We start from the raw sequence: 14,537 nt of genomic DNA on the forward strand, positions 1-14,537 counted from the left end.
TAGATCGTATTTTTATTGCCAATAAGGAGGGTACGCTAACCCAGCCCGTCGTGTTTGTTCCATTGCATGGAGCATGGATCGCTCTTGACGAATAATCCAACGTTCTAACTGATCACGCTCTTCTTCACCGGTAAGTAAGTCAACACGTGCTCTTAATGGCTCCAAACTCATCAAATCATCAATGCCTTGCAATAAATCAAGCCAAGGTAATCGAAAACCAGTACGACGCTCATCATCATAGATAAGAGCAAAACACGTTCCCGTCATCAAATTTCGGCGTAAGCGCATTTTCTGTTTAAAATAATCTTGTGGTAATAATTGATTGGAACTTGAAAAAGCAGACTCTAGCGCCTCCCAAGTGCGATCAAGAAGCGTTCCTGAATGAGCATCTATTGGTTCTTGCAATGATTGACGTTTTTTATCATCTAAAAAAGGTTGCCAATCTCGCGTTAAAATCCAACGGCTTAAATCAAGCAATAAACCACAATAACGAGATGATCTTAATAGAGAGAGCATTTCGTCATCACTTGGCAGTGTTTTTGCGCCTTCTTCTAAACTAGAAACTAAAAACTTACGCGCATTCAGTTTTCTTAGTACGTTGCCTTTTTCTTCTGTCAGGTATTCAATATGCTCAGAAACATCAAGCCAATGCAGTTTTTCTTCTAACCACTTTAATTCTTGTCGTAATAACTCACTCGCACGCTTTGGCACCATTTCACCGAAGACAAGGAAGATCTGACGTAAAAACGCGATTGCGATTCGAATTTCCTGCAACGCTAATTTATCGTGTGTATCAACGTAAATTTGTTCGTGATAATGCCAATGAGACAAAGCATGCTCTAGCGAGTTTACAAAACACGTTTCAACACTGTCGTTGGAACTCGTTTTGACTAATGATAATGGTTTTACATTATCTTTAGGGCTATTCATGGCTAAACGATACCCTTTAGCAGCCTTGCTTTGATTGCCTAAGCGCATCCCACCAGAACGGCAAAGATCCCGAGCTAATGTAAACAAGGCATCCGTTTGGCCTGACTTCAACTCAAGTTCAACTTCACATATCGGTGTTGTTTTATCACCAGCGAGAACCTCACCTTGATCAAAAGCTAATTCAATTTCACTGCCATCAGACATTAAAATCAACCACTGCTTACGAGTAAAATTAGTTGAAAACAAAGGAGCAAGCTGCAATTGAAGTGCATCTAATGTAATGTCGTTTGGCCATGCATCTGCGGGATGCAATAACACATTAGGTACATCCGAATCATGCTCTGCATTATATTCAGGACGTTGATGTAATCCTGCTACAACACGACCCGCGGTCTTTAGTGTTTGAATACGTTCATCATTAAAGCGACGGATACGTAACCCCGTATCGTGCTTACGTAAATGCTGTTCTGGCGTGTCAAAATAGGTGTTCCCTAAATCAAGACTGCTGTGTTCTATGACTTTGGCATCCGAAATTTTGTCTATAATAGTGTCTGCAAATTCAGGAAAAACAAAAAACTTTAGTTCTATTTCAGTTTCCATAATGACCTCATAACCGTTGTCTTTCCAAGGATATGGCTTAAACTATCCCGTATCAAGTAAGAAATAATAGCCAAACCATGATCTAAAGTAGTTTTATTGATTGTGGGATTGGGTTAACATTCGCGCCTTTGTGGCCATCGTCTAACAATCCACCATTAGGTGGTTGTTTTATTAGGTTAAGAAACCATGCCAGTAAATACTATTATGGGGTTATTCGCAAAGTCCCCAATGAAACCTTTGCAGCGTCACGTTGTTTGTGTCAATGAATGCTGCTCACTGCTTATTCCGTTTTTCGAAACGTGTGCAACTGGTGATTGGGAAAAAGCGAATGAACTTCGTGCGCAAATTTCTCATCTTGAGAAAGAAGCGGATGTTCTGAAACGTGAAATTCGTTTAAAACTTCCTCGCGGGTTGTTTATGCCTGTTGATCGTACCGATATGCTCGGCCTTCTGACTCAACAAGATAAACTCGCAAACTTGGCTAAAGATATCGCAGGTCGCGTTGTCGGTCGTCAACTTGAAATTCCAACCTCTATGCAGGATGCATTTCTAGCTTATGTTCAGCGTTGTTTAGATGCGGCTAACCAAGCCCAAGAAGTAATCAGCGAATTAGACGAACTGTTAGAAACCGGCTTTAAAGGACGTGAAGTCACCTTAGTTGCAGAAATGATCAACAAACTAGATATCATTGAAGATGATACTGATGATCTGCAGATTCAATTGCGTCAACAACTCATGGGCATCGAGCACAAATACAACCCAATCGATGTTATGTTCCTTTATAAAATTCTTGAGTGGGTTGGTGGCATTGCCGACCAAGCACAACGTGTTGGTTCTCGTTTAGAACTGATGTTATCTCGCTCATAAGTTTGTGATTCAGTAACAGGTACTACAATGGATATTCTTGCTAACTACGGCACGACCCTAATTATAGTTGCGGCCTTCTTCGGTCTTCTAATGGCTATTGGTATTGGTGCTAATGATGTAGCCAACGCGATGGGCACTTCTGTAGGTTCTAAAGCGTTAACAGTAAAACAAGCAATTATCATTGCTATGATCTTCGAATTTGCAGGGGCGTACCTTGCTGGTGGTGAGGTTACAGATACAATTCGTAAAGGGGTAATTGATACCTCTCTTTTCGCTCATCAACCTGAAGTTTTAGTTTATGGCATGATGTCAGCGCTTCTTGCCGCTGGTACTTGGTTATTACTTGCTTCTTACATGGGTTGGCCGGTATCAACAACGCACTCAATTATCGGTGCTATCATCGGTTTTGCTTGTGTTGCTGTTGGTACGGAAGCGGTTAATTGGAGTTCTGTGCAAGGTATTGTGGGAAGTTGGTTAATCACGCCTCTCATATCCGGTATTTTTGCCTATATGATTTTCATTAGTGCTCAGCGATTAATCTTCGATACTGATAAACCATTGATGAACGCAAAACGTTTTGTTCCTGTTTACATGTTCATTACGACAATGGTCATTGCACTTGTTACGATCAAGAAAGGTCTAAAACACGTTGGCTTACACCTATCAAGCGGCGAAGCATGGCTAGCCTCTATTGCAGTCTCTGCATTAGTCATGGTTGGTGGGTATCTTTATATTTCTCGTAAATTTGCAAATACAGTAAATGATGAGAAAGACAGCCGTGGCTTTACTGGCGTAGAAAGTATCTTTAGTACGTTAATGGTAATTACAGCCTGTGCGATGGCATTTGCTCACGGTTCTAACGATGTTGCCAATGCGATCGGTCCATTGTCTGCGGTTGTTTCAACCATTGAAAACATGGGTCAAATTACCTCTCAAACCTCTATTGCTTGGTGGATCCTTCCGCTAGGTGGTATTGGTATCGTTGTTGGTCTTGCAACCTTAGGTCATAAAGTAATGGCTACCGTTGGTACTGGTATTACAGAACTGACTCCTAGCCGTGGCTTTGCTGCACAGTTAGCAACGGCTTCGACTGTTGTATTAGCATCAGGTACTGGTCTTCCAATCTCAACAACACAAACATTGGTTGGTGCGGTTCTTGGGGTAGGCTTTGCTCGTGGTATTGGCGCACTAAACTTAGGTGTAGTACGTAACATTGTTGCCTCTTGGGTTGTTACCCTACCAGCTGGTGCGTTATTGGCGGTCGTTTTCTACTACGCAATACAAGCCATCTTCGGTATCGGCGCTCCAGTATAAGCTTAATCAATTTTGAAACAATTGCACAAAGAGGAGAGTAAAATCTCCTCTTTTCTTGCATCTGGGCTTAAATATTTTTAGTATCTATACCTTCGTTTGAATTTACAGTGATAAGAGTGTCATTTTTTCTTTAACTTAAACGATTCAATACCAATTTTTCAAAGGAATATTATTGTGAAGCATTTTATTAGCCTGATTTTACTTGCTTGGGCTATTGCTGCGCAAGCGCAAGCTCAAACTCGTTATATTTCTGATAACCTGTTTACGTACATGCACTCAGGTCCAAGTAACCAATATAAAATCATTGGCAGCGTAGATGCGGGTGATCGAGTGACTCTATTAAGCAGCAACAAAAATGCGAGCTTTACTCAAATTGTCGATACTAAAGGCCGTAAAGGCTGGGTTGAAAGCAAGTTTGTTTCTCGCCAAGCGGGTCTTGGAGAGCGCTTACCAAAAGTTCAAGCTGAATTAACGTCAGTTAAAGCACAGCTTGCAAATGCGCGTAAAGCCGCAAATGATGAGAAAGCAGGGTTGGCAGATAGCTTGACTCAACGTAATCAACAAATGCAAGATTTAGAGCAAAGCTACAGCGATGTAAATAACCAACTGGTTAGCTCTCAATCTGAAGTTCGTGAATTACGCGCTAAGTTAGATACGCAAAAAGAAGACTTACTACTTAAGTACTTCATGTATGGCGGTGGTGTTGCTGGTATTGGTCTTCTATTTGGCCTTCTACTTCCGCACATGATCCCAAGCCGCAAGAAAAAACAAAACGGTTGGTCTTAATTTATTAGTAAGCGTGCGGGGAACTACACCTTGTCTTTTACATTCCAAGGTAAAAGTGAATCGATATCTGGCGATCCAACACATAAACGATCTAGACAATACCTAATATAATCGTAAGGGATTAATCCGTTTGCCTTTGCTGTTTCTACAATGCTGTAAAGCATTGCACTTGAATCTGCACCAGCCGTTGAACCCGAAAATAACCAGTTTTTCCGGCCGATAACAAACGGTTTAACCGCTCGCTCTGCTCGATTGTTATCAATAGATAACAATCCATCATCAATATAACGAACTAATTTATCCCATTGATTTAATGTATAGCTAATCGCCTCACCTAATTTTGTTTTAGGTGATACTCGACTAACTGCGCTATCAAGCCAATCACGGAGCTCTTTAAGTAAATCGCGGGCTTCTGTCTGCCTAGCAACATACTTGGCTTCAGGGGAAGCCTCTTTTAATAACGATTCGATCCGGTATAGCTTTTGGATTTTACTCAATACCCAATCTGCACTCCCTGTTTTCCCTTTTACTTGAACACGTTGAGCCTCAATAAATCGTCGACGTGCGTGTGCCCAACAGCCAACTAAAATCGCTTCAGTTTGTTCATAACCTTGGTAACCATCGGTATGTAAATACCCGTTATAACCTTTTAAAAAGTTAACTGGATGGTAGCCATGCCTGCTAGATTGATAATCATAAAGTACAATTCCAGGCAAAACACCAGAGCCTGGAGAATCATAGCCAGAGCAGTAGACCCACATATAACATTTTGCTTTTTCAACATCCAACACATTTACCGTTGTTTCATCACAATGCAGAGTGGGTTGTTCAAGCAAAATACGATGTAACTCGTTATTAAGAGGGGTAAATAGTACCGAGCATTTTATTAACCAATCCGCCATCGTTCGCCGTCCAATAATGATACCCCATTGCTGAAATAACGTTTCTTGACGATAAAGTGGAAGACTGTATTGAAATTTAGCCGTAATAATTTGAGCAAGTAAACTTGCGGTCGCAATCCCTTTAGGGATTGGTGACGCTGGCATTGGGGCTTGTTTAATGTCTACTGAAGTATTGTTTTTTTCACAATTTCGGCAAGCATATTTAGGACGAACATGTTGAATAACTTCCACTTTAGCTGGTACAAATTCCAACTTTTCACTGATGTCTTTACCCATCGCATGCATCTCTAGACCGCAACACTTACAAGTTTTATCTTTTATGTCGTGGATAATAACAGTACGCGGTAAGTCTTCAGGTAAGCGTTGGCGTTTTGGCTTTTGACGAGTGTAGGTAATCGTTTGTGTGTCATCATTTTCAATGATGATTTCTTCTTCTGTTTCATTGAATAAATCAAATTGAGTCGAGTCAGATTCACTGCTTTTACCAAAGCGCTGATGTTGAGCCAGTCGAAATTGCTCTAGAAGACGGTTATATTTATTTTCAAGCTGAAGCACAAGTGCTTTCAGCTCGTCAATGGTATCAGGAAGTGGTTTTATTTTATCAGTCATGTAGATGACTATATAACGATAATACAGGTAATCAATCGGTTGCCTCCTATTCTTGACTGAGAATCAACTATTTAAAGGGTTGTTTGATAATGTACCGGTTGATGTCCTAAGATATCAAAACCTTGTAATAGCAGTGTCAGTTGCTGCTCTGATAATGCTAACGTATCGTTATTTATATTTCGTGGCCATTTGAAGCGGTCTTCATCTAATCGCTTGTACCATAAAGCGAATCCTGTTTTATCCCAATACAATATTTTGAGTTTATCACGAGGCTTATTGCAAAATATAAATAGAGCATCACTAAACGGTGATAGTTGCATTTCTTGCTCAACAATCACGACAAGGCCATTAATGGCCTTGCGAAAATCGACAAAATCACGATGAAGATAAATGGTGGAAACATCAGTAAATACATTCATGATTGATACCCTTTTAATAAGAGTCCTATCCAGTGAGGTTCAGTAGCTGGCAATGTTAATCGCAATTTTCCGATAGAAAGTTGAATATCTGGTAATTGTGGAGTGGCGATGATAGTTGATGTTAACGCTTCTACTTTCAAGAAAGTAGAAGCGTTAATCTTTTGTTTCCATCGTGCTTTACGTGCACTAAATGTCTTTGGCAGAATATTATGGTTACGACAAAATTCAGCGGCACTAAGCTTGCTAGATTGCTGAGATTCAAATAGAGCGTGCCATTGCTCTGGTGTTCTCTTTTTATCTTTTTGCATAATTACGTTCTCGTTAAATGAAAGATCGTAAGATACGCATAATGAATTTTATTTGTTAGGTGTAGTTCCCCGCACGCTTACATTTATTAAGGTTCAACTAATACAAAAAAGCTCAGAATTATTCTGAGCTTTTTTGTATCTATATAATCCACTTATTTATACAGAAAGAACATCCATCATCCTTTCCACTCATAAAGTGCAGGCACTTCAATTTTTTTATTTTCAAACTCAATGATTACATTTCTTGGGTTAATCTCAAGTAATGACACACTAGGTGTGATTTTCTCCCCTGCACTGACTTCTTTTCCATTCACTTTTACCCACCGCTGACTGAGCTTAGATGTGTAATTGTGCGTCTGAAAATTCAACGCGGGTAATCGCCCCATAAATTCAGCCCCATTTTTAACAAGTTCAATGGTCGATTCATCATTATCCCAAACAAATTCTTTCTCTTGATTAACGTCTGCCGGATCATTCATAGCCGATTCAAACCGCGCTGCAAGCTCAGGTGACAATCCAGATAAATCTAAATTATTAATATTAAAATCTTTTTCTTGTTTCGCTGACGTAATGCTTGAATTAGCTTGAGCGGGAACACGCTTGACTGTACCGAATCCAGTCTTATCAGATAGAGGCGTCTCTACCTCTTTCTTTGCATTATTTGAAGAATTAAGCGCTAACAAATGACGGCGCATAGGGATCTTTTGTGTTTCCCATGTAGGGAATGCTAACTCAACATAATTGGCGTGATAGGGAACAATTTCTTGCTTACTTGCTTCATAATAAGGCAACGCGATAACCAAGGATAAAGCAAAGGGAGGTAATATCACCAATGAACCTATCAAAAACTTTGAAGGATGAGAAAAGAAAGTACTCATTTATTTGTCTCCTTGAAGCATAGGGACATTGGTATTTATCACACTGTCTAACCACATTAACGTACTTGACCCCACCACTCCATCTGTCTTCAAACCGAAAATAGCTTGAAATTGCTTAACTTGTTCTTCGGTTTCTTCAGTAAAACGATTCGAATCAGTCAGTGGTTGCTCTAAGGCAAAAGAAAGTAATTGATTCAATTCCACAATGGCTTCACCTTCATCACCAAGTCTCATCGCTCTTTTGGTCATAATTGGTTTTTTCCAGAGTTGCATATAAGCGCCATTCCAATGTTTTTCAAACCATTGATGAGAAACTTCAATCTGGCGCTCTGGCAATAATAATGCAATATTTTTAGATGAGATATGATAAACAATAGCCAGTAAGTCATCTCCATTCTCTTGTTGTAACCATACAATCGCGGGGCGATTTAGTGCTAATAGATCATTTAAAGACCCATTATTATCTAAACAATATAACTGCGCTCTTTTTGCATTAGTACAGTTGGCTTGAAATGTATTTGTTTCATAACCCCATACTTCGAGTAATTGTTGAAAAGCCGCTTGCTCGGAATCAAAGCCGATTAATGGATGTTCTTTCACTTGTTCGACGATAGGATACGTCGATGCTAAGTAGCTAGGGAGTGCTTTATAAACCCCCCAAGTACCACTAACCGATAGTGCAATTGCAATAGATAACATTAACCAAGGCGCGTTGTTTTTAGCGGGTAGGTCAATGTGACTTACTGCTGGGATTTCCCACTCTAAAACCAATTCACAAGCACGCTTTACCGATGAAGCATTAACGTTTTTTTCTCCCTGTTGGTAACTCACCCATAGTGCCTTATCGCATAATAGATTAATCAAACGGGGAATGCCTTTTGATCGCAATGCGATGATTTTAATCGCCGAAGACGAAAATAACGTCGCATTACTACCAACAACCTGCAAACGGTGATCGATATAATATTGGATGTCTTCTACTGTTAACGGCAATAAATGATATCGAGCGGTGATCCTCTGAGCCAACTGGCGTAAATTAGCTTGTTGCAGTTTCTGTTGCAGTTCAGGCTGACCAATCAACAGAACCTTTAATAATTTATCACTGTCCGTTTCAAAATTAGTTAATAAACGAAGCTGTTCTAATACATCAGGACCTAAATGTTGAGCTTCATCTATCGCGACAATGGTTTGAAATCCCTTTTTATCTTCACTCACTAAGAACTCAACAATCACTTCCGTTAATTGCTTTAATGACGGTGTTGATGAATATTCAATTTTTAACTCATCACAAATAGCCGTGAATAATTCCAATGCGGTAAATGTCGGATTTAAAATAAGAGCAAGATGTATATTTTCATTTAACTCCGAAAAAAGTGCTCTCGATACTGTCGTTTTACCAGTACCAACTTCTCCCGTTAATAAAGCAAATCCGCCCCCTTGCCCTAATCCTGATTGCAAATAGCTTAATGCCTCCTTGTGACGCTCGCTTAAATAAAGAAAACGCGCATTAGGAGTCATTGAAAATGGACATTCAGTAAAGCCAAAGAAGTCTTGGTACATAAAAGGGGGATCTACCTAATTTATCTATATCGATGAGTGAGTCTTCGAATAAAAAGTCGAAATATTATCATTGCACGGTATCATTGGAAGTCAGAAAGTAAAGAAAGTTCTCTTTATCTTGATTGTGTGTAGGAAAAACAGATGCAAATTTATTTAGTAGGTGGTGCAGTTCGAGATTCACTCCTCAATATTGACGTAAAAGATAAAGATTGGGTCGTTGTTGGTTCTACACCCACTCACATGAATTCGCTTGGCTACCAAAGCGTAGGGCAAGACTTTCCTGTTTTCTTACACCCAAGAACAAAAGAAGAATACGCCTTAGCCAGAACAGAACGAAAAAGTGGTCAAGGATATAAAGGATTCACTTGTTACGCAGAAGCAGATGTCACATTAGAAGAAGATTTGTTGCGTCGAGATTTGACGATTAATGCGATAGCTCAATCAGATAAGGGCCTATTAATTGATCCTTACCATGGGCAAGAAGATTTAAAGAATCGGTTATTACGCCATGTATCCAATGCCTTTGTCGAAGACCCGTTACGGGTACTACGAGTTGCTCGTTTTGCCGCTCGCTTTCATTATCTTGGTTTTACAATTGCACCAGAAACAATGCAATTAATGAAAACACTTGTTTCGAGTGGCGAGCTCTCTCATTTAACCCCAGAACGAGTATGGCAAGAATGGGAAAAATCATTATCAAGTAAACACCCAAATATTTTTCTTTCTGTACTCAAAGAATGTGGTGCATTAGCGGTCGTATTGCCGGAAATTGATGCTTTATTTGGCGTTCCTCAACCAGAACAATGGCACCCAGAAATTGATACTGGAATGCATACATTGATGGTTTCTCAGCAAGCATCATTACTAAGTACCTCACTTCCAATACGCTTTGCAGCGCAAGTTCATGATTTAGGTAAGGGGATTACTCCTGAATCAGAATGGCCAAGCCACAAAATGCATTGCCATACAGGGATAAAAGTAATCAAGAATTTGTGTAAGCGAGTTCGAGTCCCTAATGAATACAAAGAGCTAGCCTTATTGGTTTGTGAGCATCACACAAATGTCCACAGAGCTTCAGAACTACGAGCACAAACCTTTATCAAGATATTCGATAAAATGGACTTATGGCGTAAACCAGAACGTTTAGAATCGATTCTATTGTGCTGCCAAGCCGATCATGCAGGGCGACTAGGGTTAGAGTTAAATCCATACCCTCAAAAAGAACGAATGGAATCCGCATTTAATGCAGCACAACATGTAGAGGTAAAAGAAGTGGTCGCAGCAGGGTTTAAAGGACCAGAAATCAGAGATGAATTAACCAAGAGAAGAATTGAAGCTGTCAAAGTGGCACTTTTAATAAACTAGAATTAAAAAGTGGTTGTTAATAAGTTCATCACTTACAACAACCACCTTAATCTAGACTCTAATTATTACGTTAACGCTAACCAAGCAAGTAGGCTCGTCCCTAACAATAATCGATATATAACAAATGGCGTCATTCCCATACTCGAAATCAGTTTCAAGAAAAAGTGAATACAAATATAAGCACTAATAAATGAAACAATAATACCGGTACCTAAGAAACCAAAGTGAATAATCGCATCACTTAATGCTAATTTTAAACCAAGATAAGAACCAGCTAAGGTAATAATTGGTATCGACATTAAGAAAGAAAAACGCGCTGCCGCCTCACGGGTAAAGCCAAGATACAACGCCGCTGTGATTGTGATACCTGAGCGTGATGTTCCTGGGATCATAGCTGCTGCCTGAGCAATACCAAGGAACAAGGCTTTTTTCCACGTCATTTCATATTCATCTTTAACAAGCGTTGAGTTTTTGTCTACCCACCACAGTAATAGACCAAACACGATAGTCGTTATCGCAATCACCCAAGCACTACGTAAATAAACTTCAATGAAGTCTTTAAACATCAGCCCACATACTGCGGCAGGAATCGTTGATAATATAATTAACCACGCTAGTTTAGATTCTTTATTGTGTTCTTTTTTTACAATAGAGAAAGTCCAAGCAGAAAGTAATGTCACTACTTCTTTTCTGAAATACATAACAACCGCGGCTAACGTACCAACATGAACAGCAACATCAAAAGCTAAACCTTGATCAGACCAACCAAGTACCTCCGACGGTAAAATTAAATGAGCCGAACTAGATATTGGTAAAAATTCAGTAAATCCTTGCAATAAAGCAAGAAAAAATGCTTCAAAATACGTCATTACATCTCTTAAATAATCAATGTCAAAGTGACAGGTGTTAATGATTGAGTTCTAGGGAAACCCGCCCATATTTCACTAATGGTTTTATCTGTACTTGGAATAACCAATTCAGGATTTAATTCAACCATAGGCAAAATCACAAAAGCGAACTTAAAAAGATCGCTTCTTGGTAATGTTGGAGCTAATTTAGATACGACATTATCATAAAGTAAAATATCAAGATCTAAGGTTCTATCTTGATTTTTTTGTGCTTGGGGCTTGCGACCCCACTTAATCTCGATAGCACGCAAATAATCGCCTAACAAAGATAAACTGTGCTTTGTTTCAAGCTCAACAACAAAATTAAAGAAATTATCCCCCGAAAAACCAACCGGTTCCGCTTCATAAATTGTTGATACTTTTTTTAACTTACCCAATTGCTTTAGCTCTGTTATTGCTATTTTTGCGTGTTTTTCAGGATCAATATTGGAACCTACACCGATATACACAGTGCTCATTTTGATCCTCGTTCAATCACCACACCAACACTGTGCGCGTTAACTACCGCACCAGGTTTTGATAAATGAATGCGAACCCAAGGAACAGAAAAACGAGTCATTATTAGCTCGGCAATTTCTTCTGCCACTCGCTCAACAAGTAAAAAACGCCCTTGTTGAATATGCGCAGTAACCGCGTCGCTGACTTCTGCATAATTTAAGCATTGCTCTACATTATCAGAATCCGCGGCTGGTTTATTATCGTGAGCCATATCAATATCTAATACTAGCTTCTGTTTAATGCCCTGTTCCCACTCATAAACACCAATGGTTGTAATAACTTCAAGTTGTTTTATAAATACTAAATCCATCTTTGATCACACTTTTTATTAAGAGGTCGGATACCCATCAAAAGAAAAACAACGTAATATTGTTATTACCTTGCTCAATGTGTAGAGCAATATACTATAAAAGTTATTTCTGATCGCTGTTGAACACTTAAATAAAGGCTCATTCATGACTCCTCTTGCGCTAATTATGATCATCATCGCCTATCTACTGGGATCGATCTCTAGTGCTGTGCTTATTTGTCGATTAAGAGGCTTACCCGATCCTAGAACATCAGGATCTCAAAACCCTGGTGCAACCAATGTATTCCGACTGGGTGGAAAAGGGGCGGCAGGTCTGGTTCTACTGTGTGATATTTTAAAAGGAATGTTACCGGTATGGGGAGGTTACTTTCTTGAGAGCAATCCACTACTACTTGGCATTATTGCTATTGCGGCGTGCTTAGGGCATATGTATCCGCTTTTTTTCCATTTTAAAGGAGGGAAAGGCGTCGCTACCGCATTAGGTGCACTGGCTCCTATCGGTTTAGATCTAACTGGTCTTCTATTTGGAACTTGGGTCGTAATCGTACTAATTACTGGATATTCTTCGTTAGCCTCAATGGCCACCGCATTACTCGCCCCTTTATTCACGTGGCTTGTGAAACCTCAATATACGTTACCCGTTGCGATGCTTTCATGCTTAATCGTCTTAAAACATCACGAAAATATTCGACGTTTTTTTGCCGGAAAAGAAAAGAAAATTTGGTAAAGAAAAAGGGACTAATAAGTCCCCCTTCTTTATTTCGTAAAAAAGATCCATTACGATCTCTGTCGATCTTTTCTTATTTAATCGGTGCTAATTGATCTATCGGCCAACGAGGTTTAGCTTGAACGGCCAAATCTGTTGTTTCGCCATTTTTCAAACGTTGCATTCCTGCATAAGCAATCATCGCACCGTTATCCGTACAAAACTCAGTTCGAGGGTAAAATACCTCGCCACCAATTTTCTTCATCATGGCTTCTAATTCCTGACGAAGATACGTATTTGCACTCACACCACCCGCCATCACCAATCGCTTCATACCTGTTTGTTTTAAAGCACGACGACACTTTATCGCTAACGTATCCGCCACTGCTTCTTGGAAAGCAAATGCAATATCTGCACGAGTCTGTTCATCGTCATCATTTGCTCGAATGGTATTTGCAGCAAATGTTTTTAATCCTGAAAAACTAAAATCAAGTCCCGGACGATCAGTCATTGGGCGAGGGAATTTAAAACGACCTTTCACACCCGCTTCCGCTAATTTAGAAAGTCGTGGGCCACCTGGGTAATCTAATCCCATTAATTTTGCCGTTTTATCAAACGCTTCACCCGCAGCATCATCCACAGATTCTCCAAGAATTTGATAATCACCAATGCCTTTAACTTCAACCATCAACGTATGTCCGCCAGACACGAGCAATGCAACAAACGGAAACTCCGGTGGATTATCTTCCAGCATTGGAGCCAATAAATGTCCTTCCATATGATGAACAGGAATCGCAGGTACATCCCATGCGTACGCAATGCTACGACCAATAGTTGAACCAACCAATAACGCACCAACCAAACCAGGGCCAGCGGTATACGCAATACCATCAATATCATCTTTTGTCATGCCAGCATCATTTAATGCCGCTTGAATCAGTGGAATTGTTTTTTTAACATGATCACGAGACGCTAATTCAGGTACTACACCACCATAATCTGCGTGTAACTTAACTTGGCTGTACAGCTGATGAGCCAATAGCCCTTTTTCGTCATCATAAATAGCCACACCCGTTTCATCACACGAGGTTTCAATACCTAAAATTCGCATATTTTTCTCTGTTACCTGTTAATTTATCGCCATATTACCTACATCCCTAAGCTAGCTCAAGCAAGGAGATGACTAGCATAGCTAAAATAAACAAAGAAATTACTCAATTCTTAATCAAGAATGCTTTACAAAACGACGTGATCGGATTAAAATTCGGCACCAATTTGAATAATAGCTGGTTAATTATAACTACCAGCGAATTGACTAACACCTGAGGTGAAAGGCATATGCCAGTAGTTAAAGTACGTGAAAACGAACCGTTCGACGTTGCACTACGTCGTTTCAAGCGCTCTTGCGAAAAAGCAGGTATTCTTTCTGAAGTTCGCCGTCGTGAGCATTACGAAAAACCTACTACAGTACGTAAACGCGCTAAAGCAGCAGCTCAAAAGCGTCATGCTAAGAAGTTGTCTCGCGAAAACGCACGTCGCGTTCGCCTGTACTAATAACTTACCTAACTATTTAGGAC

At 39.8% G+C, this 14,537-nt stretch carries 16 protein-coding genes; 6 read left to right on the top strand and 10 right to left on the bottom strand.

Annotation, left to right across the window (positions count from 1 at the left end; translation table 11 throughout):
• Positions 1-12: 12 nt before the first annotated feature.
• Positions 13-1,530 carry a CYTH and CHAD domain-containing protein gene (locus tag VSAL_RS14040; RefSeq protein ID WP_012551135.1) on the bottom strand — a complete coding sequence of 506 codons (1,518 nt, stop codon included), beginning with the start codon at positions 1,528-1,530 and terminating at the stop codon, positions 13-15.
• 186 nt (positions 1,531-1,716) lie between these two features.
• On the opposite strand from VSAL_RS14040, the gene VSAL_RS14045 reads away from it, so the two are divergent.
• From VSAL_RS14045 to VSAL_RS14055, 3 genes are all read left to right on the top strand, one after another.
• A complete protein-coding gene (locus VSAL_RS14045) occupies positions 1,717-2,397 on the top strand; it encodes a TIGR00153 family protein (RefSeq protein WP_012551136.1) in 681 nt (226 codons plus the stop codon).
• A 27-nt stretch (positions 2,398-2,424) separates the two neighbouring features.
• Complete coding sequence (locus tag VSAL_RS14050) at positions 2,425-3,711, top strand: inorganic phosphate transporter (protein ID WP_012551137.1); 1,287 nt, start codon at positions 2,425-2,427, stop codon at positions 3,709-3,711.
• Between the two features lie 174 nt (positions 3,712-3,885).
• A complete protein-coding gene (locus VSAL_RS14055) occupies positions 3,886-4,497 on the top strand; it encodes a TIGR04211 family SH3 domain-containing protein (protein WP_012551138.1) in 612 nt (203 codons plus the stop codon).
• A 23-nt stretch (positions 4,498-4,520) separates the two neighbouring features.
• Here VSAL_RS14055 and VSAL_RS14060 read toward each other — a convergent pair whose 3' ends face one another.
• The 5 genes from VSAL_RS14060 to VSAL_RS14080 form a co-directional block, all read right to left on the bottom strand.
• Positions 4,521-6,008: an IS66-like element ISVsa2 family transposase gene (locus VSAL_RS14060; RefSeq protein ID WP_012549008.1), complete on the bottom strand. Its 1,488-nt coding sequence runs from the start codon at positions 6,006-6,008 to the stop codon at positions 4,521-4,523.
• A gap of 71 nt (positions 6,009-6,079) precedes the next feature.
• Positions 6,080-6,427 (bottom strand): IS66 family insertion sequence element accessory protein TnpB, encoded by a 348-nt coding sequence (gene tnpB, locus VSAL_RS14065; protein WP_012548924.1) that lies wholly within the window; start codon positions 6,425-6,427, stop codon positions 6,080-6,082.
• A complete protein-coding gene (tnpA, locus tag VSAL_RS14070; RefSeq protein ID WP_012549149.1) occupies positions 6,424-6,735 on the bottom strand; it encodes an IS66 family insertion sequence element accessory protein TnpA in 312 nt (103 codons plus the stop codon). The genes tnpB and tnpA overlap by 4 nt, the downstream gene beginning before the upstream one ends.
• A 176-nt stretch (positions 6,736-6,911) precedes the next feature.
• Positions 6,912-7,613, bottom strand: coding sequence for a general secretion pathway protein GspB (locus VSAL_RS14075; protein ID WP_012551139.1), 702 nt, complete (start codon positions 7,611-7,613; stop codon positions 6,912-6,914).
• Positions 7,614-9,173 (bottom strand): ExeA family protein, encoded by a 1,560-nt coding sequence (locus VSAL_RS14080; protein WP_012551140.1) that lies wholly within the window; start codon positions 9,171-9,173, stop codon positions 7,614-7,616.
• Positions 9,174-9,314: 141 nt separating this feature from the next.
• Here VSAL_RS14080 and VSAL_RS14085 point away from each other — a divergent pair, with 141 nt between their 5' ends.
• The gene (locus VSAL_RS14085) at positions 9,315-10,538 is read left to right on the top strand and encodes a multifunctional CCA addition/repair protein (protein ID WP_012551141.1); all 1,224 of its coding nucleotides are present in this window, start codon (positions 9,315-9,317) and stop codon (positions 10,536-10,538) included.
• Between the two features lie 65 nt (positions 10,539-10,603).
• On the opposite strand, the gene VSAL_RS14090 is transcribed toward VSAL_RS14085, so the two are convergent.
• The 3 genes from VSAL_RS14090 to folB are packed head-to-tail and all read right to left on the bottom strand — an operon-like array spanning position 10,604 to position 12,254.
• Complete coding sequence (locus VSAL_RS14090) at positions 10,604-11,407, bottom strand: undecaprenyl-diphosphate phosphatase (protein WP_012551142.1); 804 nt, start codon at positions 11,405-11,407, stop codon at positions 10,604-10,606.
• 8 nt (positions 11,408-11,415) lie between these two features.
• Positions 11,416-11,904, bottom strand: coding sequence for a 2-amino-4-hydroxy-6-hydroxymethyldihydropteridine diphosphokinase (gene folK / locus VSAL_RS14095; protein ID WP_012551143.1), 489 nt, complete (start codon positions 11,902-11,904; stop codon positions 11,416-11,418).
• A complete protein-coding gene (gene folB, locus VSAL_RS14100) occupies positions 11,901-12,254 on the bottom strand; it encodes a bifunctional dihydroneopterin aldolase/7,8-dihydroneopterin epimerase (RefSeq protein ID WP_012551144.1) in 354 nt (117 codons plus the stop codon). Before folB ends, folK begins: the two co-directional genes overlap by 4 nt.
• Positions 12,255-12,399: 145 nt before the next feature.
• Here folB and plsY point away from each other — a divergent pair, with 145 nt between their 5' ends.
• Positions 12,400-12,981 (top strand): glycerol-3-phosphate 1-O-acyltransferase PlsY, encoded by a 582-nt coding sequence (plsY, locus tag VSAL_RS14105; protein ID WP_012551145.1) that lies wholly within the window; start codon positions 12,400-12,402, stop codon positions 12,979-12,981.
• A gap of 73 nt (positions 12,982-13,054) precedes the next feature.
• Here plsY and tsaD read toward each other — a convergent pair whose 3' ends face one another.
• Entirely contained in the window at positions 13,055-14,071 is a 1,017-nt protein-coding gene (gene tsaD, locus VSAL_RS14110; protein ID WP_012551146.1) for a tRNA (adenosine(37)-N6)-threonylcarbamoyltransferase complex transferase subunit TsaD, read from the bottom strand.
• Between the two features lie 227 nt (positions 14,072-14,298).
• Here tsaD and rpsU point away from each other — a divergent pair, with 227 nt between their 5' ends.
• Positions 14,299-14,514: a 30S ribosomal protein S21 gene (gene rpsU / locus VSAL_RS14115; protein ID WP_005421025.1), complete on the top strand. Its 216-nt coding sequence runs from the start codon at positions 14,299-14,301 to the stop codon at positions 14,512-14,514.
• The last annotated feature ends 23 nt before the right edge of the window (positions 14,515-14,537 follow it).

It is taken from the genome of Aliivibrio salmonicida LFI1238, from assembly GCF_000196495.1.
Lineage (GTDB): Bacteria > Pseudomonadota > Gammaproteobacteria > Enterobacterales > Vibrionaceae > Aliivibrio > Aliivibrio salmonicida.

Bases quoted from the DNA above. Each gene is read 5' to 3' on its own strand.
- VSAL_RS14040 (WP_012551135.1), bottom strand. From the start codon at position 1,530: ATGGAAACTGAAATAGAACTAAAGTTTTTTGTTTTTCCTGAATTTGCA.
- VSAL_RS14045 (WP_012551136.1), top strand. From the start codon at position 1,717: ATGCCAGTAAATACTATTATGGGGTTATTCGCAAAGTCCCCAATGAAA.
- VSAL_RS14050 (WP_012551137.1), top strand. From the start codon at position 2,425: ATGGATATTCTTGCTAACTACGGCACGACCCTAATTATAGTTGCGGCC.
- VSAL_RS14060 (WP_012549008.1), bottom strand. From the start codon at position 6,008: ATGACTGATAAAATAAAACCACTTCCTGATACCATTGACGAGCTGAAA.
- tnpB (WP_012548924.1), bottom strand. From the start codon at position 6,427: ATGAATGTATTTACTGATGTTTCCACCATTTATCTTCATCGTGATTTT.
- tnpA (WP_012549149.1), bottom strand. From the start codon at position 6,735: ATGCAAAAAGATAAAAAGAGAACACCAGAGCAATGGCACGCTCTATTT.
- VSAL_RS14075 (WP_012551139.1), bottom strand. From the start codon at position 7,613: ATGAGTACTTTCTTTTCTCATCCTTCAAAGTTTTTGATAGGTTCATTG.
- VSAL_RS14080 (WP_012551140.1), bottom strand. From the start codon at position 9,173: ATGTACCAAGACTTCTTTGGCTTTACTGAATGTCCATTTTCAATGACT.
- VSAL_RS14085 (WP_012551141.1), top strand. From the start codon at position 9,315: ATGCAAATTTATTTAGTAGGTGGTGCAGTTCGAGATTCACTCCTCAAT.
- VSAL_RS14090 (WP_012551142.1), bottom strand. From the start codon at position 11,407: ATGACGTATTTTGAAGCATTTTTTCTTGCTTTATTGCAAGGATTTACT.
- folK (WP_012551143.1), bottom strand. From the start codon at position 11,904: ATGAGCACTGTGTATATCGGTGTAGGTTCCAATATTGATCCTGAAAAA.
- folB (WP_012551144.1), bottom strand. From the start codon at position 12,254: ATGGATTTAGTATTTATAAAACAACTTGAAGTTATTACAACCATTGGT.
- plsY (WP_012551145.1), top strand. From the start codon at position 12,400: ATGACTCCTCTTGCGCTAATTATGATCATCATCGCCTATCTACTGGGA.
- tsaD (WP_012551146.1), bottom strand. From the start codon at position 14,071: ATGCGAATTTTAGGTATTGAAACCTCGTGTGATGAAACGGGTGTGGCT.
- rpsU (WP_005421025.1), top strand. From the start codon at position 14,299: ATGCCAGTAGTTAAAGTACGTGAAAACGAACCGTTCGACGTTGCACTA.